General features: G+C 63.5%; 12 protein-coding genes and 1 pseudogene. 8 read left to right on the top strand and 5 right to left on the bottom strand.

Features of this window, described 5'->3' with window-relative positions; genetic code table 11:
- The first annotated feature begins 99 nt into the window (after positions 1-99).
- A complete protein-coding gene (ftsH, locus tag LB547_RS18400; protein WP_140493260.1) occupies positions 100-2,025 on the top strand; it encodes an ATP-dependent zinc metalloprotease FtsH in 1,926 nt (641 codons plus the stop codon).
- A gap of 482 nt (positions 2,026-2,507) precedes the next feature.
- Here ftsH and LB547_RS18395 read toward each other — a convergent pair whose 3' ends face one another.
- The gene (locus LB547_RS18395; protein WP_140493263.1) at positions 2,508-3,374 is read right to left on the bottom strand and encodes a hypothetical protein; all 867 of its coding nucleotides are present in this window, start codon (positions 3,372-3,374) and stop codon (positions 2,508-2,510) included.
- Positions 3,375-3,742: 368 nt separating this feature from the next.
- On the opposite strand from LB547_RS18395, the gene glmM reads away from it, so the two are divergent.
- The 5 genes from glmM (at position 3,743) to serA (ending at position 10,258) form a co-directional block, all read left to right on the top strand.
- Complete coding sequence (gene glmM / locus LB547_RS18390) at positions 3,743-5,095, top strand: phosphoglucosamine mutase (protein ID WP_140554924.1); 1,353 nt, start codon at positions 3,743-3,745, stop codon at positions 5,093-5,095.
- Positions 5,096-5,342: 247 nt separating this feature from the next.
- Complete coding sequence (locus LB547_RS18385; RefSeq protein WP_140493269.1) at positions 5,343-6,176, top strand: outer membrane protein; 834 nt, start codon at positions 5,343-5,345, stop codon at positions 6,174-6,176.
- A 184-nt stretch (positions 6,177-6,360) separates the two neighbouring features.
- Entirely contained in the window at positions 6,361-7,125 is a 765-nt protein-coding gene (locus LB547_RS18380) for an outer membrane protein (RefSeq protein ID WP_140493272.1), read from the top strand.
- A gap of 202 nt (positions 7,126-7,327) precedes the next feature.
- Positions 7,328-8,503, top strand: a complete 1,176-nt coding sequence (locus LB547_RS18375) for a phosphoserine transaminase (RefSeq protein WP_140627997.1) — start codon at positions 7,328-7,330, stop codon at positions 8,501-8,503.
- Between the two features lie 156 nt (positions 8,504-8,659).
- On the top strand, positions 8,660-10,258 hold the full coding sequence (gene serA / locus LB547_RS18370) for a phosphoglycerate dehydrogenase (protein ID WP_140554925.1): 1,599 nt from the start codon (positions 8,660-8,662) through the stop codon (positions 10,256-10,258).
- 141 nt (positions 10,259-10,399) lie between these two features.
- On the opposite strand, the gene LB547_RS18365 is transcribed toward serA, so the two are convergent.
- The gene (locus LB547_RS18365) at positions 10,400-11,302 is read right to left on the bottom strand and encodes a DMT family transporter (RefSeq protein WP_140670716.1); all 903 of its coding nucleotides are present in this window, start codon (positions 11,300-11,302) and stop codon (positions 10,400-10,402) included.
- A gap of 213 nt (positions 11,303-11,515) precedes the next feature.
- Here LB547_RS18365 and LB547_RS18360 point away from each other — a divergent pair, with 213 nt between their 5' ends.
- Together LB547_RS18360 and LB547_RS18355 are read left to right on the top strand one after the other, a co-directional pair.
- On the top strand, positions 11,516-12,814 hold the full coding sequence (locus LB547_RS18360) for an adenylosuccinate synthase (protein ID WP_140493285.1): 1,299 nt from the start codon (positions 11,516-11,518) through the stop codon (positions 12,812-12,814).
- Positions 12,815-12,888: 74 nt separating this feature from the next.
- Positions 12,889-14,562: a hypothetical protein gene (locus LB547_RS18355; RefSeq protein WP_140759253.1), complete on the top strand. Its 1,674-nt coding sequence runs from the start codon at positions 12,889-12,891 to the stop codon at positions 14,560-14,562.
- Between the two features lie 106 nt (positions 14,563-14,668).
- Here LB547_RS18355 and LB547_RS32510 read toward each other — a convergent pair.
- From LB547_RS32510 to LB547_RS18340, 3 genes and pseudogenes are all read right to left on the bottom strand, one after another.
- Positions 14,669-14,764: pseudogene (locus tag LB547_RS32510) on the bottom strand (hypothetical protein); the annotation flags it as partial.
- A gap of 66 nt (positions 14,765-14,830) precedes the next feature.
- Complete coding sequence (locus LB547_RS18345) at positions 14,831-15,073, bottom strand: type II toxin-antitoxin system CcdA family antitoxin (RefSeq protein ID WP_140580085.1); 243 nt, start codon at positions 15,071-15,073, stop codon at positions 14,831-14,833.
- Between the two features lie 44 nt (positions 15,074-15,117).
- Entirely contained in the window at positions 15,118-16,935 is a 1,818-nt protein-coding gene (locus LB547_RS18340) for an ABC-F family ATP-binding cassette domain-containing protein (protein WP_140759255.1), read from the bottom strand.

Here is a 16,935-nt window from a genome sequence, read left to right as displayed (position 1 = left end):
CGTGCTGTTCTGCTTGGCAAGGGGGGGCGCTCTCCCTATGTTAGGCTCAAGTTTCCTCTCACGACGCGTGTCCGCCCGCGGACGCCAACGGGACAATTGATGAATCCGAACTATCGCAACCTCGCGCTCTGGGCGATCATAGCGGTCCTGCTCATCGCCCTCTTCAATCTGTTCCAGACGCCGCAGACGCGTGGGGCTTCGAGCGATGTACCTTATTCGCAGTTCCTGCAGGATGTCGCGGCGGGCCGGGTCAAGACGGTGACCATCGCCGGCGCCCGCATCTCCGGCACCTACACCGACAATTCGAGCGGCTTCCAGACCTATTCGCCCGGCGATCCGTCGCTGGTCTCGCGGCTGCAGGACAAGAACGTCACCATCAATGCGCGGCCGGAGACCGACGGTTCAAACTCGCTGTTCGGCTACCTGATCTCGTGGCTGCCGATGATCCTGATCCTCGGCGTATGGATATTCTTCATGCGCCAGATGCAGTCCGGCTCCGGTCGTGCCATGGGCTTCGGCAAGTCGAAGGCCAAGCTTCTGACCGAGGCGCATGGCCGCGTCACCTTCCAGGACGTCGCCGGCGTCGACGAGGCCAAGGAAGACCTGGAGGAGATCGTCGAGTTCCTGCGCGATCCGCAGAAATTCCAGCGGCTCGGCGGCAAGATCCCGCGCGGCGTGCTCTTGGTCGGCCCTCCGGGAACCGGCAAGACGCTGCTCGCCCGCTCGGTCGCCGGCGAGGCAAACGTGCCGTTCTTCACCATTTCGGGTTCGGACTTCGTCGAGATGTTCGTCGGCGTCGGCGCCAGCCGCGTGCGCGACATGTTCGACCAGGCCAAGAAGAACGCGCCCTGCATCATCTTCATCGACGAAATCGACGCGGTCGGCCGTCACCGCGGCGCGGGTCTCGGCGGCGGTAATGATGAGCGCGAGCAGACGCTGAATCAGCTGCTGGTCGAGATGGACGGCTTCGAGTCCAACGAAAGCATCATCCTGATCGCCGCCACCAACCGGCCCGACGTGCTCGACCCGGCGCTGCTGAGGCCCGGCCGTTTCGACCGCCAGGTGGTGGTGCCGAACCCCGACATCGTCGGACGCGAGAAGATCCTGAAAGTGCATGTGCGCAACGTGCCGCTGGCGCCCAATGTCGACCTCAAGGTCGTCTCCCGCGGCACGCCGGGCTTCTCCGGCGCCGATCTGATGAACCTCGTCAACGAGGCCGCCCTGATGGCGGCGCGGCGTAACAAGCGCCTCGTGACCATGGCCGAGTTCGAGGACGCCAAGGACAAGATCATGATGGGCGCCGAGCGCCGCTCCTCGGCCATGACCCAGGCCGAGAAGGAGTTGACCGCCTATCACGAGGCCGGTCACGCCATACTGGCGCTCAACGTGCCGTCGGCCGATCCGCTGCACAAGGCGACAATCATTCCGCGCGGCCGCGCGCTCGGCATGGTCATGCAGTTGCCGGAAGGCGACCGCTATTCGATGAGCTACAAGTACATGATCTCACGGCTTGCCATCATGATGGGCGGCCGCGTCGCCGAGGAGTTCAAGTTCGGCAAGGAGAACATCACGTCGGGCGCTTCCTCCGATATCGAGCAGGCGACCAAGCTGGCGCGCGCCATGGTCACGCGCTGGGGCTTTTCCGACAAGCTCGGCCATGTCGCTTATGGCGACAACCAGGAGGAAGTGTTCCTCGGCCATTCGGTGGCGCGCACGCAGAACATCTCGGAAGAAACCGCGCAGATCATCGACGCCGAGGTGCGGCGCCTGATCGACGAGGCCTATTCGACCGCGAGGTCGGTGCTGACTAAGAAGAAGAAGGAATGGATCGCGCTGGCGCAGGGCCTGCTCGAATACGAGACGCTGTCGGGCGACGAGATCAAGCAGCTGATCGCCGGCGAGAAGCCCGCGCGCGATCTCGGCGACGACACGCCGCCGAGCCGTGGTTCGGCCGTGCCGAAGTCGGGCCGCCGCAAAAAGGGTCCCGAGCCCGAGGGCGGCATGGAACCGCAGCCGTCGAGCTGAACTCGGCCAAGAACAAATTGAGAAACGCCGCGGTTCGACCGCGGCGTTTTTGTTTGGGGCAGGCTGCTGAGTTTCTCCGTGGCCTGCGCCTGCAAGGTTGGCTAGGCGATTGGCGGAAGCCGGCGTGGCAGCAGCCAATCTTCCCACTTTGTGGAAGATGACGGGCAGCTCAGCGGGGGCAGCGTCCGCCGACAAATCGAGTTAGGCCTTCCGGGCTGCGGGGGAGGATCTCTCTTGCCGTTCGACGATTCCTCGAGCCACCCTCGCCCAGCTTTTCGTGAATGCGAGGCAACCTGGCCGGAGCAGGCAACGATCCTTCGTGCCCCCCCTCTGGCCTGCCGGCCATCTCCCCCACGAGGGGAGTTTGCAGCGTCGCCGGCAACGCGCCTCTCGTCAGCGGGGATTCCTGCTGAAGCTGCGGGCAAAAAAGCCCGCGAACCCTGCGGCTCGCGGGCCTTACTTTCCTCAAATAGTGCTGTCGCTCAGCTCTTCAGCTTGGCATTGCACAGGCTGTAGAAGCCGCCGCCCTTCTGGATCCACTTCAAGCCGCCAAGCGTGTTGGCGTCCTTGTTGGCATAGTACTGCTGGAGGCAGGTATGCATGCGGGCCTTGGCCGGGGTTTCGGTGGCGAATTTCGGCGAGATTGCGGTCGGGAAACTCACGCCCTTCGGCGCAGCGACAGTCGGCTTTGCCGGCTCCTTGGTGTAGGTCGCCTCTGTTGGAGCCGGGACGGTGTCATCGTCCGAGGCGCTGGCGCCGCATTCGGCCTTCCGGAAGTCGTTCCACTTCATGCCGTTGAGCGTATTGGCGGTCTTGGCAGCCTGGTACTTGCTGCTGCAGTCGGCCATGCTCAGGCCCTTGCCCGAGCTGTCGGTCGCCGCAGCCGTGGTCGCCGCCTTGGTGGTCGCCGGTTTGGTGGCGGCGGCAGCGGATGCGCCGGCGGCAGCGGACGCGCCGGTGGCGCATTCGCTCTTGCGGAAGTCGTTCCACTTCATGCCGTTGAGCGTGCCGGCGGCCTTGGCCGCCTGGTACTTGGTGCTGCATTCCTTTGCGGTCAGGCCTTTGGCTCCGTCGTCGGCGGCGGCCGCAGCCTTGGTCGCCTTGGCCGGCTTCGTATCGGCCGCCTTGGTGTCCGCTGCCTTGGCGTCGGGCTTGGCTGTCGCGGCGGCATCAGTGCCGCACTGCGCCTTGCGGAACTGGTTCCAGGTCTGGCCGGCAAGTGTCCCCGCGTCCTTGGCCGCGTTATACTTCGTGCTGCACTCGGCCATCGTCAGCGCGTTGGCTGGCGCGGCCAGGAATAACGTCGCGACCGCAAGGCCGGTCAAAGTGGCAAGTCGGTGGATGAGCATAGCGTTTCTCCGTTGCAGCAGCCCATTATACGTCCCAGCGAATCAATAACGCTCAACGGTCGGTTGCGCCAGATGCTAAGTGGCGTATACATCGCCGAAACCCGGCTTCTGCCGGCAAGGTGATGAAATCGTTGCCTGTTGCCGGCTGGAAGACAAGAATTTGTGGGTAAATCCATGTCGAATGGTCCACAGGCATGGTATATTGTGGCGAGGCAGCGCCATCACGCTAGGTTGCGCCAGTCTCTGTGCAATGCACAACAAGGGTTTTCTAAAGGATTGGTAACAGATAATCACGAAATGTGATCGTAGTGCGCCGGCCAATTATGGCATGACGTACCGGGCAAGAACCACCGGGGACACTGACTAGCATGGCAGGAAATTATTTCGGCACGGACGGTATTCGCGGGCGCGCCAACAAGTTTCCAATGACGGCGGAAATCGCGATGAGGGTCGGCATGGCGGCCGGCCTGTCCTTCCAGCGCGGCAGCCATCGTCACCGTGTGGTGCTCGGCAAGGACACCAGACTTTCCGGCTACATGATCGAGAACGCCATGGTGGCGGGCCTCTGCGCCGCCGGCATGGACGTGTTCCTGCTCGGCCCCATCCCGACGCCGGCGGTCGCCATGTTGGTGCGTTCGCTGCGCGCCGATATCGGCGTCATGATCTCGGCCTCGCACAATCCTTATTACGACAATGGCATCAAGCTGTTCGGTCCCGACGGCTACAAGCTCTCCGACGAGATCGAAGAGCGCATCGAGAGCATGCTGGACAAGGATATCGAACTGGCACTCGCCGATTCCGACGGACTTGGTCGCGCCAAGCGCGTCGATGGCGTGCATGACCGCTACATCGAGTTTGCAAAGCGCACCTTGCCGCGTTCGATGTCGCTTTCAGGTTTGAGGATCGTCGTCGATTGCGCCAATGGCGCCGCCTACAAGGTTGCCCCCGAGGCGCTTTGGGAACTGGGCGCCGAAGTGGTGGCCATCAATGTCGAGCCCAACGGCTTCAACATCAACAAGGAATGCGGCTCGACCCATCCGGCAGGCCTGCAGAAGAAAGTGCACGAGGTGCGCGCCGACATCGGCATCGCGCTCGACGGCGATGCCGACCGTGTCGTCATCGTTGACGAGAACGGCGCGATCGTCGACGGCGACCAGATCATGGCAATGATCGCCGAGTCCTGGCACCAGAGCGGGCGGCTTGCCGGCGGTGGCGTCGTTTCGACGGTCATGTCCAATCTCGGCCTCGAACGCTTCCTCGGCGACATGAAGCTGCAATTGCACCGCACCAAGGTCGGCGACCGCTACGTCGTCGAGCATATGCGCGCGCACGGGCTCAATGTCGGCGGCGAGCAGTCGGGCCACATCGTGCTGTCGGACTTCTCGACCACGGGCGACGGCCTGGTTTCGGCGCTGCAGGTGCTGGCCTGCATCAAGCGGCAGGGCCGGCCGGTCAGCGAATTGTCGAAGAAGTTCGAGCCGGTGCCGCAACTCCTCAAGAACGTCCGCATCGCCGGCGGCAAGCCGCTCGAGGAAGCTCCGGTCAAGGCTGCGATCGAGAACGCCCGTCAACGCCTCGGCAAGGCGGGGCGGCTCGTCATCCGGCCGTCCGGCACCGAGCCGCTGATCCGTGTCATGGCCGAGGGCGACGACCCGCAGCTGGTCGAGGCCGTCGTCAACGACATCGTCGAGGTCATCTCGGAAACACGCAGCGCCGCCTGATCTCAGGTGCATTCGGAGGGCCGACGCCGCTCTGATTGCTTAGAAGCCCGCCCGTCCGGCGGGCTTTTGTTTGCCTGCGAAACTGGCTCGAGACATGTGGAACCATCCGAATTCCTCAAATGCTCGAGATTCGTGGTTAATAGACAGGGTTAAATGCCTTTTAACCTTTGCAATTCATTATCCACGCCTGAAAGCCAATCTCATTCGGACGCGACCGCTGTTCCGAGGGTTTCTAGGGGTGACAAGCATGTTCAATACAGCAAGAAAGGCCCTGTTCGCCGCGCTGTTCGCGGGCCTGGCATGGCCGGTGTTCGCGGCCGACCTTCCGGAGCCGGTGGTCGAAGAGGCGCCGCCGCCGGTATACGAGCAGCCAGTCGATGTCGGCGGCTGGTACATTCGCGGCGATCTCGACTACCACAAGTCGAAAGTGCGCGGCATCGATTACACGACCTACACCATCGATCCCTGTAATTGTAACGTCATTCCCGGCGACAGGAGCTTCGATTTCGGCAAGCTCAAGGGCGGCTTCTCGCTCGGCGCCGGCGTCGGCTACAAGATCAACGATCATTTTCGTACGGATTTGACGGCCGATTACTGGTTCAAGTCGAACTTCGACGGCGGAACCTCGGACGCTTTCTCGACGTCGACCGAAGTGTCGAAAATGAGCGCCTTGCTGCTGCTGGCCAACGCCTATGTCGATCTCGGCACTTATCACGGCATCACGCCCTATGTCGGCGCCGGCATCGGCGGCGCGCATGTCAGATGGGACGATGTCAGGGACCCGAACACCACCGAGTTCAACCCCGGTGCGAAAAGCTGGCGCTTTGCCTACGCGCTCATGGCCGGCGCTTCCTACTGCCTGACCGACAAGCTGATCCTGGACGCGGGCTATCGCTACAGCCACATCCAGGGTGGCCGCATGTTCGAGTGGGATATCAGCAGCGCCGGGCCGGGCTTCGACCGCGGCATCGACACGCATGAGGTGCGCGGCGGCCTGCGGTACCAGTTCGGCGGCAACAACGGTTGCGCCGCGCCGACGGTGGCCTATCAGCCCGAACCCGAGCCGATCTACACCAAGTAACATCCGACCATCCAACGGTCCGAAACCGCCCGGCATCAGCCGGGCGGTTTTCGCTTGTCTGGCTGCCCGAAAATCATTCGCTAACGCTCTGTTAGCCTTAACCCCGACTTAACCACTATGGTTAACAATGCTTCCTGAAACGATGGCTGCCGTCTGGTGGCGCCGAAATCGGGAGCAGGGGATCATGAAACTCACATCGCGTATGGCGCCGGTGCTTGCCACATTCGCCATCATGCCGCTGACGCCTGCGCTGGCCGCCGACTATGATCCCCCGGTCTATGTCGACCAGGCGCCCGACTACGTGCCGGTCGAGGTCGGCTCGGGCTGGTATCTGCGCGGCGATGTCTCCTACCTGGTAGAGAAGAGCTTCAAGAATGAGGATTTCGCCTTCACGCCGGCGAGCTTCGACAACGAGGAAGACCCGGTCTTCGCCAGCATCGGCTTCGGCTACCACTTCAACGATTATCTGCGTGCCGATCTCAATCTGGGTTACCTGCCCGGCAACAAGATCGGCATTGGCTATGACGATTCAGCGACCGCGGCAGAGGCGACCCTGGCGTCGGCGTCCCTGAAGAACTATGCCTTTTCAGGCATGCTCAACGGCTATGTCGACCTTGGAACCTATGTCGGCATAACACCCTATCTCGGCGCCGGCATCGGCATCGTCAGGAGCACGCACAAGCTCTCGGCGAGCTATTTCACCGACAATGGCGATCCAACCGACGACTTCGGACTGAGTGACGACAAGACCAAGTATTCCTTCGCTTACACGCTGAATGCCGGCCTTGCCTATCAGGTGTCGAAGAATGTTTCCGTCGATCTCGGCTATCAGTATTTCTCGGCGCCCGACGCCGAATATGTGACGGCCGAGAGCCTGACCTCGTTTCCGGTCCACAAGGGAATCAGCAATCATCAGGTTAAGCTCGGGCTACGCTACGATCTCTGGTAGTAGGCTGGCATACATGAACCCTGGCGGCGGATCTCTTCGGTCCGCCGTTTGCGTTTGAAGCTCACGAGATCCTGATCGCGGATCGCCGATATCCTGCCCGCGACAAAAACTTTCCCCTTGACGCCCGAAGCCCGAGCGCATATCGCCGTCCGTGGGCCACCCCTCCCCAACGAGGGGCCACTATCTGGAAGGATAGACCACGATGACGACGCATACGAAGCCCGGATTCCGTCCGGCAAACCCCAATTTTTCCTCAGGTCCCTGCGCGAAACGTCCCGGCTGGTCGGTCGAGGCGCTGAAAGCTGCCGCGCTCGGCCGTTCCCATCGCGCCAAGATCGGCAAGACCAAGCTCGAACAGGCGATCGCGCTGACGCGCGAAATTCTCCAGGTTCCTGCCGACTACCGCATCGGCATCGTGCCGGCGTCCGACACAGGCGCCGTCGAGATGGCGCTTTGGTCGCTGCTGGGCGAGCGCGGCGTCGACATGGTCGCCTGGGAGAGTTTCGGCTCCGGCTGGATCACCGACGTGGTCAAGCAGTTGAAGCTTGCCGATGTGCGCAAGCTCGAGGCCGGTTACGGCGAACTGCCGGATCTCGGCAAGATCGATTTCGACCGCGACGTGGTCTTCACCTGGAACGGCACGACCTCGGGCGTGCGCGTGCCGAACGGCGATTTCATCCCGGCCGATCGCAAGGGTCTGACCATCTGCGACGCGACATCGGCCGCCTTCGCGCAGAAGCTCGACTTCGAGAAACTCGATGTCGTGACCTTCTCCTGGCAGAAGGTGCTGGGCGGCGAAGGCGCGCATGGCATGCTGATCCTGTCGCCCCGCGCCGTCGAGCGGCTGGAGAGCTATAAGCCTGCATGGCCGCTGCCGAAGATCTTCCGCCTGACCTCGGGCGGCAAATTGATCGAAGGCATCTTCAAGGGCGAAACCATCAACACGCCGTCGATGCTGTGCGTCGAGGACTATCTCGACGCGCTCAGCTGGGCGAAATCGATCGGCGGCCTCGATGCGCTGGTCGCCAGGGCCGACGCCAACGCGGCCGTGCTCGACCGTTTCGTCGCGAAATCCTCCTGGCTTGGCCATCTCGCCGTAGAGCCGGCGACGCGGTCGAACACGTCCGTCTGCCTGTCCTTCACCCACGGACAAGTCGCTGCACTCGACGCCGACGCACAGGCGGCCTTCGCCAAGGGTCTGGTTTCAGCGCTCGACAAGGAAGGTGTCGCCTATGACATCGGTTCCTATCGCGACGCGCCGCCTGGCCTGCGCATCTGGTGCGGCGCAACGGTCGAGACCTCCGATCTCGAAGCTCTGCTGCCCTGGCTCGACTGGGCCTTCGCCGGCCAGAAGGCGTCGCTGAAAGCGGCGGCCTGAAACTCAACAGTTATTTTCTGGAACAGCCCTCATCCGGCCGCTTCGCGGCCACCTTCTCCCACAAGGGGAGAAAGATCGGCGCCCGACCTTCTCCCCCGTGGAGAAGGTGCCTGAGCGAAGCGAAGGCGGGTGGGGTAAGCAACAAGGACCAATCCCATGCCTCGCGTTCTCGTCTCGGATAAACTTTCCACCACCGCTGTTCAGATCTTTAGGGATCGCGGCGTCGAGGTCGACTATCTTCCAGATCTCGGCAAGGACAAGGAGAAGCTGCTTGAAGTGATTGACCAGTATGACGGCCTCGCCATCCGCTCGGCGACCAAGGTTACCGAGAAGCTGATCAATGCCGCCACCAGGCTCAAGGTCGTCGGCCGGGCCGGTATCGGCGTCGACAATGTCGACATACCGGCCGCCAGCCGCAAGGGCATTATCGTGATGAACACGCCGTTCGGCAATTCGATCACGACAGCCGAGCATGCGGTAGCGATGATCTTCGCGCTCGCCCGCCAGATCCCGGAAGCCAACGCCTCGACGCATGCAGGCAAATGGGAAAAGAACCGCTTCATGGGCGTCGAGATCACCGGCAAGACGCTCGGCGTCATCGGCTGCGGCAATATCGGCTCGATCGTCGCCACGCGCGGCGTCGGCCTGAAGATGCATGTCGTCGCCTTCGATCCGTTCCTGTCGGACAAACGCGCCGAGGAACTCGGCGTCGACAAGGTTGAACTGGACGAGCTCTTCGCCCGCGCGGACTTCATCACGCTGCACACGCCGTTGACCGACAAGACGCGCAACATCATCGATGCCGCCGCGATCGCCAAAATGAAGGACGGCGTGCGCATCATCAACTGCGCCCGTGGCGGGCTGGTCGTCGAAGCCGACCTGGTGGCGGCGCTGAAGAGCGGCAAGGTGGCCGGCGCCGGCATCGACGTGTTCGAGGCCGAGCCGGCCGAACAGAACGCATTGTTCGGCATGGAGAATGTGGTGGCCACCCCCCATCTCGGTGCCTCGACGGCGGAAGCACAGGAGAACGTCGCGCTGCAGGTCGCCGAACAGATGGCCGACTATCTGATCAAGGGCGCCGTCTCCAACGCCATCAACATGCCGTCGATCACCGCGGAGGAAGCGCCGCGGCTCAAGCCCTTCGTCAAGCTCGCCGAAGTGCTTGGCGCCTTTGTCGGCCAGGTCACCGAGGACCCGATCAAGGAGGTGGAAATCCTGTTCGACGGCTCGACCGCGACGATGAATACGCGCGCGCTGATCAGCGCGGCCCTTGCCGGGCTGATCAGGCCGCAGGTAGCCGACGTCAACATGGTGTCGGCGCCAATCATGGTGAAGGAGCGCGGCATCATCGTCGCCGAGGTCAAGCGCGACAAATCGGGCGTGTTCGACGGCTATATCAAGCTGACGGTCAAGACCGAGCATATGACGCGCTCGATCGCCGGCACCTGTTTTTCCGACGGCAAGCCGCGCTTCATACAGATCAAGGGCATCAATCTCGATGCCGAGGTCGGCCAGCACATGCTCTATACGACCAATGCCGACGCGCCGGGCATTATCGGCCTGCTCGGCACGGTGTGCGGCGAGAACGGCGTCAACATCGCCAACTTCCAGCTCGGCCGCAACCGGCCGGGGGGCGATGCCATCGCGCTGCTCTATCTCGACGCACCGTTTCCGGAAAAAGTGCTGGAGCAGGTGCGGGCGCACAAATCGATCGATTCGGCCAAGCGGCTGCAGTTCGACGTCGGCAGCGTGTAGGGCTTGTCTGCTGGGGCAACGCCGCCCCGGCAGTCTCGTCCGACTACGTGGCGGCGGTGCGCAAGGAATTGCAGTAGTCCTGCGAATTGCCGGGCGAGCCGACGCTCTCCTTGAAGCTGACGATCGGGGCGCGAAGCGAGTTTACTGGCGCCTCGGCATGGCTGCCTTGCGGCCGCTATATTCGGCAAGCGCGATGCCGCCCAGCACAAGGACGAGCGCCAACGCCTGGTAGAGCTGGAATGTCTCGCCGACGATCAGCACCGATAGCAGGGTGCCGAAGATCGGCACCAGGTTGATGAACAGGCCGGCCCGGTTGGCGCCGATCAGCTCATTGCCCCTGATGTAGAATATCTGCGAGACGACCGAGGCGCCGATCGCAGTATAGACGATCACCGCCCAGCCGCGTGCGTCGGGAACGATGACCTTGCCGGCCGCGATTTCCCATAGGAAGAACGGCAGCGAGGTGACGAGCGCGGCGAGCGACATGGCCAGCATCAGGCTCTGCCATTGCATGGCCGGCTTCAGCCGCAATCCGACCGAATAGCCGCTGTAGAGGATGACCGCGACCAGCATGATGGCGTCGCCGAAATTGAGTTCCAATGTCAGCAGCCGGCGCGGATCGCCGTGGCAGGCGGTCAGGATGACGCCGAAGATCGTCAGCACCACGCCCGCGATCTGCGCCCAGTTCACGCGAAGGCGGAAGAAGATGAAATTGGCTACGATGATCAGGATAGGCATCGCCGCCTGCTCGATCGAAACGTTGATCGCGGTCGTGTAATTGAGCGCCGTATAGAAAATAGTGTTGAACAAGGTGAAGCCGCTGGCGCCAAGCGCGGCGAGCACGAACCAGTGCCTGCGCACGACGGGCCAATCTCTTTTCAGCGCATTCCAGCCGATCGGCAGCAGGATTGCTACTGCCAACACCCAGCGCAGGAAGACCAGCGTCATCGGTGAGACGTGATCGACCGCCAGCTTGCCGGCCACCGAGTTGCCGCCCCACAGCAAGGTGGTGAGCAGCAGGAACATGTAGGCGCTTCGGTGCATGGCGGGTCGCAGCGGGAAGAGGTGAATGGGGCGTGCCCGCCGGCCTATTGCCCGCGCCTGGACAAGTAAATGATGTCAAAGCTGAAAATTGTTGTGCCTCAGCCCATTTTCGGCGGCAAAGAAAGGTCGCATCGGCCTGCTCTTGACGTTATAGAGGCCTGTCGTTTCGAACCGTATCCAAGCCGCGCGGCGGCGCCTCGAAGGAAAAGAAACATGGCCAATGTGGTGGTCGTCGGCTCGCAATGGGGTGACGAAGGCAAGGGCAAGATCGTCGACTGGCTGTCGGAGCGCGCCGATGTCGTGGTGCGTTTCCAGGGCGGCCACAATGCCGGCCACACGCTGGTCGTCGACGGCAAGGTCTACAAGCTGTCGCTGTTGCCGTCGGGCGTCGTGCGGCAGGGCAAGCTGTCCATCATCGGCAATGGCGTCGTCTTCGATCCGCACGCATTCGTCGCCGAAGTGGCGAAGCTCAAGGGGCAGGGCGTCGAGGTAACGCCGGAGCGCCTGAAAATAGCCGAAAACACAGCGCTTATCCTGTCCCTGCACCGGGAACTGGACGGCTTCCGCGAGGACGCCGCTTCAAATTCCGGAACCAAGATTGGCACGACCCGCCGCGGTATCGGCCCCGCCTATGAGGACAAGGTGGGCCGGCGCGCGGTGCGGGTGATGGATCTGGCGGATTTGGAAACACTACCCTTGAAGGTCGACAGGCTGTTGACGCATCACAATGCACTGCGTCGCGGCCTTGGCCATGCCGAAGCCACGCATGACGCGGTCATGCAAGAGCTGACCTCGGTCGCCGGCGAAATCCTGCCCTACATGGACCGGGTCTGGAAGGTGCTCGACGACAAGCGCCGGGCCGGCGAGCGCATCCTGTTCGAGGGCGCGCAAGGCACGCTGCTCGACATCGATCATGGCACCTATCCGTTTGTCACCTCGTCCAACACCGTCGCCGGCCAGGCGGCAGCCGGTGCCGGCGTGGGCCCGGGCGCCATTGGCTATGTGCTTGGCATCACCAAGGCCTATACGACGCGCGTAGGCGAAGGTCCGTTCCCGACCGAGCAGCAGAACGAGATCGGTGAATTCCTCGGCACGCGCGGCCATGAATTCGGCGTCGTCACCGGCCGCAAGCGCCGCTGCGGCTGGTTCGACGCGGTGCTGGTGCGCCAGGCCGTCGCCGTCAACGGCATCAAGGGCATCGCCCTGACCAAGCTCGATGTGCTTGACGGGCTGGACGAGATCAAGGTCTGTACCGGCTACCGCCTCGACGGCGAGACGATCGACTATCTACCCGCCAGCCAGGGCGCGCAGGCCCGCGTCGAGCCAATCTACGAGACGCTGGAGGGGTGGAAAGGCACCACCGCCGGCGCGCGCAGCTGGAACGACCTTCCGGCCCAGGCCGTCAAATATGTCCGCCATATCGAGGAGTTGATCGGCGCGCCGGTCGCGCTCCTCTCCACCAGCCCGGAACGGGACGACACGATACTTGTGACCGATCCGTTTCAAGACTAGTTTCTCAAGCCTTTCCGGGCGTTGCGGCTGATTTGCGGAGGCCGGCCCGGAGCACAATACAGGTCGACTGACGCATGGCGAAAGATTTCGTTTCTGCTCTGAGGGATACGATAAACAATTTTGGCGATCCTACGCCGGAGCTGCGGGCCAAAGTCTACGACAAAGCGCGCTCGACGATTGCAAAGAAGATTGCCGAGCGCGAGCCGCCGCTTTCGCCGTCGGAAGCCGAAAGGCAGAAGCGCGGCCTGGAAGACGCCATATCGAGGCTCGAGCGCGAATATGCCAAAAGCGTGCCGGAGACCGATCCGCTTGCCGAACTGGAGCACATATTTTCCTCCATCGATCGCAACAAGAACCAGTCGAACCATACCAAACAGCCGGTAAAGGCGGAGCCGGCCTGGCCGGCAGCGCCTGCCTCGAAGGCTGAACCCTACAAGCCGCCGCCCCCCGCTCCGGAGCCCGACATCTCCAGGCCTGCATCGCCCGCCGCCGAGGTCGAGCCGAACTGGCAAAAGCCCGTACCGGTGCAGCCGGCCCCGGAGTTCGACGACAGGGCTCAGCCTGGCATGGATGTGGGTCAGGACGACGAGCATGCCGATGTCTTTGCGAGCGACGAAGAGGCTGCGGCCGCCGACACTTTCCAGCGCTTGCGTCCGGCTGAACGCAAGCGCAGCTATGGCGGGCTGATTGCCGCTGCCGTTGCGTTGCTGGTCATTGCCGGCGGCGGCTATGGCATCTGGCTGAACAAGGATGCCTTCGGCAAGATGCTGGGTCTGGGCGGCGGCAGCAAGGTCGCGACGACCGAGCCGGTCAAATCGACACCCGCCAAGCCGGCGAGCGATGCGGCGGCAACGCCCCCGGCACCTTCGGCTAGCGGTGCCGAGCCCGAAGGGACACCGAAGTTCACTCAAAGACTGACACCGCAAGGAAGCGAGGTCGATCCTGGCCCGGCCGGCGGACAGAGCGGCGTGGGCGAGGGCGAGTCCGTCGCGGCGCTGACGACGCCGCCTTCAGCCACGACCACCCCGGCCTTGTCGGCTCCGGCAGGAGGCACGCCGGCCGCAGGCGCGCCCGCCGGGACCACGCCCCCTGCGCCGGCGGCGCCACCCGCCAATCGGACCGCACCCGCGGCGCCGGCTGACAACGCCGCCACGCCGCCCTCGCCTGCCGGTGCGCCGACGCAAACCTCTCTGCCGGTCGGCCAGAAGGCGATCTTCTATGAGGAGCGCACCAGCACCGCGCAGGGTTCGGCCGAGCCGGGCAACATCGTCTGGTCGCTGGTGCAGGAATCGCCCGGCGGCGACCTGCCGCCTGAGCCGGCGATCCGCGCCGAGGCGACCATTCCCGGCAAGGACATCCAGTTGCGCATGACCATCCGCCGCAACACTGACCAGACGCTGCCGGCCAGCCACATCATCGAGATGATCTTCCTGACACCCGACGGTTTCGAAGGCGGCGGCGTCGACAACATCCTGCGCGTGGCCATGAAGAGTTCCGAGCAGGATGCCGGCAGCCCGCTGATCGGCATTCCGGCCAAGATCGCCGACGGCTTCTTCCTCGTCGCGCTCAACGATACCAAGGCCGACGAGGACGCCAATCTGACCTTGCTTCGGGGACAGGACTGGATCGACGTGCCGGTCGTCTACAAGACCGGACGACGAGCGTTGCTGACGATGGAAAAAGGCATTCCCGGCGAGAAGGTGTTCGACGAGGCGATCAAGGCTTGGCAGGCGAAGACGGCGGGCTGAGCCGACGGCAACGGTCGGCTCCGGTCAGAAGCCTTGGAACAGCATGTCGAGCGCGGCGACGATGTCGTCGTGGTGCTTGGAGAGATTTCCCTCGGCATCCGGCAATTCAGTGGCCATCAAGGCAGAGCCGGCGGCCAGGAACGGGGGCTGTGTCGGGCGGCATCAACGGAATGACGACTCTCGTGTTCAGCCTCTCAAGAAGGTCGGACTGAACATCGACAAGGTAACCACTGCCTCCGGCATTCCGATAGAGATCGTAACGGGCCCATCAAAACAGCGGGCGTGTGGCCAATGGCAACCCGTTCCGCTCGACATAGGCGTTGGAGCTCACAATCGCCTCAAAGTTCTCCTCTTGCCACCGACGCGTTTTTTCCGACGCGATGGCCTTCGCAATACCCGCCTCGGCGGCGCGCGAGAGATTGATACCCGACGCTTTGGCGTCTTTGATCAGCTGAGCGTCAATGGATGTATTGACAGACTTTCGCTGAGGTTTTGTCGTCGATTGAAGCACGGAGACAGCCCTCTTTTAAGCGCATAACGTAGCGCATACCATCTTCACCCCTCCATCTCCTCGCGCAACATCTCCAGTTCGAGCCACTCTTCCTCCAGTGCCGCCAGCGTCGCGCGCTCCTTGTCGAGGGCGGCGATGGTCTTCTGGAACGAGGCCGGATCGCGCTCGTAATAGGCCGGATCGGCGATGTTGTTCTCCAGCCGCGAGATCGAGGCTGTCACCGCCTCGATCTTCTTGGGCAGCGATTCCAGCGCGAATTTCTGCTTGAACGAGAGTTTTTTTGCCGGGGCTTTGGCGGTGGGGCTGTCCGCCTTCGCCGTCGGCGCCTCGCTTGCATCCGCCTTCGCCCGCGCCTTGCGGTCGTCGAGCCTGGTGCCGCCGCGCTGCGCCAGCATGTCGGAATAGCCGCCGGCATATTCGACCCAGCGGCCGCCGCCGTCCGGCGCGATCACGCTGGTCACGGTGCGGTCGAGGAAATCGCGGTCGTGGCTGACCAGGATGACCGTACCGGCAAAGCCGGCGACCAGTTCCTGCAGCAACTCCAGCGTTTCCATGTCGAGATCGTTGGTCGGCTCATCGAGCACCAGCAAGTTCGCCGGCCGGGCCAGCACGCGCGCAAGGATCAGCCGTGCCCGCTCGCCGCCCGACAGCTCGCGCACCGGCGTGCGTGTCTGCTCCGGCTTGAACAGGAAGTCCTTCATGTAGGAGACGACGTGGCGCTGCTCGCCATTGATGACAAGGTTCTCGCCGCGCCCGTCGGTGAGATACTGAGCCAGCGTCTCCTGCGGATCGACCGCCTCGCGCTTCTGGTCGAGCGTGGCGATCTCCAGATTGGTGCCGAGCCGCACCGAACCGGCATCCGGCTGCAATTCTCCGGTCAGCATCTTCAGAAGCGTCGTCTTGCCGGCGCCGTTCGGCCCGACGAGGCCGACGCGGTCGCCGCGTTGGATGCGGGTCGAGAACCCCTTGACCACGGTGAGGTCGCCAAAGCTCTTCTCGATGTTCCTGGCCTCGATCACCAGCTTGCCGGATTCGGCGGCGTCGCTGGCCACCATGGTCGCGGTGCCTTCGGCGCCGCGATGGCCGCGAAAACGCTGGCGCATGGTCTGCAATTCGCCCAGGCGGCGCATGTTGCGCTTGCGCCGCGCCGTCACGCCATAACGCATCCAGTGTTCCTCGCGCACGATCTGGCGGCCGAGCTTGTGCTGTTCGCGCTCTTCTTCCTCAAGCACCTGGTCGCGCCATTCCTCGAAATGGCCGAAGCCCTTATCCAGCCGGCGCGTCTGGCCCCGGTCGAGCCACACGGTGGCGCGCGAGACGCGCTCAAGGAAACGGCGGTCGTGCGAGATGACGATGAGGGCCGAGGAGGTGCGGACGAGTTCCTCTTCCAGCCATTCGATCACCGAGAGATCGAGGTGGTTGGTCGGCTCATCGAGCAGCAGGATATCAGGCTCGGGCGCCATGACGCGGGCAAGGGCGGCGCGCCTGGCCTCGCCGCCGGAGAGGTCGCCCGGCTGCTCCTCGCCCGAGAGGCCGAGGTGCTCCATCAGGTAGCTGGCGCGATAAGGATCGTCGGCGGGACCGAGGCCGGCCTCGACATAGGCGCGCACGGTTGCGAAGCCGTCCATGTCGGGCATTTGCGGCAGATAGCGGACGGTCGCCGATGGCTGGCGGAACACCTCGCCGTCCTGCGGCTCGATCAGGCCGGCGGCGATCTTGAGCAGCGTCGACTTGCCGGACCCGTTGCGGCCGACCAGCGCGATCTTGTCGCCTGCCGACGCAGCCAAGTCGGCGCCGTCGAGCAGGGGCGTGCCGCCGAACGTCAGTTTTATTCCGTCGAGATTGAGAAGAGGCGGCGCCAT

The organism is Mesorhizobium sp. B264B1B (genome assembly GCF_020165765.1).
GTDB lineage: Bacteria > Pseudomonadota > Alphaproteobacteria > Rhizobiales > Rhizobiaceae > Mesorhizobium.
Note: the sequence above shows the minus strand (reverse complement) of the source record. Positions and strands in the feature narration are given on the sequence as shown.

Excerpts from the sequence above, each read along its gene's own strand:
- LB547_RS18340 (WP_140759255.1), bottom strand. The coding sequence starts at position 16,935 with ATGGCGCCGCCTCTTCTCAATCTCGACGGAATAAAACTGACGTTCGGC.
- LB547_RS18365 (WP_140670716.1), bottom strand. The coding sequence starts at position 11,302 with ATGCACCGAAGCGCCTACATGTTCCTGCTGCTCACCACCTTGCTGTGG.
- glmM (WP_140554924.1), top strand. The coding sequence starts at position 3,743 with ATGGCAGGAAATTATTTCGGCACGGACGGTATTCGCGGGCGCGCCAAC.
- LB547_RS18355 (WP_140759253.1), top strand. The coding sequence starts at position 12,889 with ATGGCGAAAGATTTCGTTTCTGCTCTGAGGGATACGATAAACAATTTT.
- serA (WP_140554925.1), top strand. The coding sequence starts at position 8,660 with ATGCCTCGCGTTCTCGTCTCGGATAAACTTTCCACCACCGCTGTTCAG.
- LB547_RS18395 (WP_140493263.1), bottom strand. The coding sequence starts at position 3,374 with ATGCTCATCCACCGACTTGCCACTTTGACCGGCCTTGCGGTCGCGACG.
- LB547_RS18385 (WP_140493269.1), top strand. The coding sequence starts at position 5,343 with ATGTTCAATACAGCAAGAAAGGCCCTGTTCGCCGCGCTGTTCGCGGGC.
- LB547_RS18360 (WP_140493285.1), top strand. The coding sequence starts at position 11,516 with ATGGCCAATGTGGTGGTCGTCGGCTCGCAATGGGGTGACGAAGGCAAG.
- LB547_RS18375 (WP_140627997.1), top strand. The coding sequence starts at position 7,328 with ATGACGACGCATACGAAGCCCGGATTCCGTCCGGCAAACCCCAATTTT.
- LB547_RS18380 (WP_140493272.1), top strand. The coding sequence starts at position 6,361 with ATGAAACTCACATCGCGTATGGCGCCGGTGCTTGCCACATTCGCCATC.
- ftsH (WP_140493260.1), top strand. The coding sequence starts at position 100 with ATGAATCCGAACTATCGCAACCTCGCGCTCTGGGCGATCATAGCGGTC.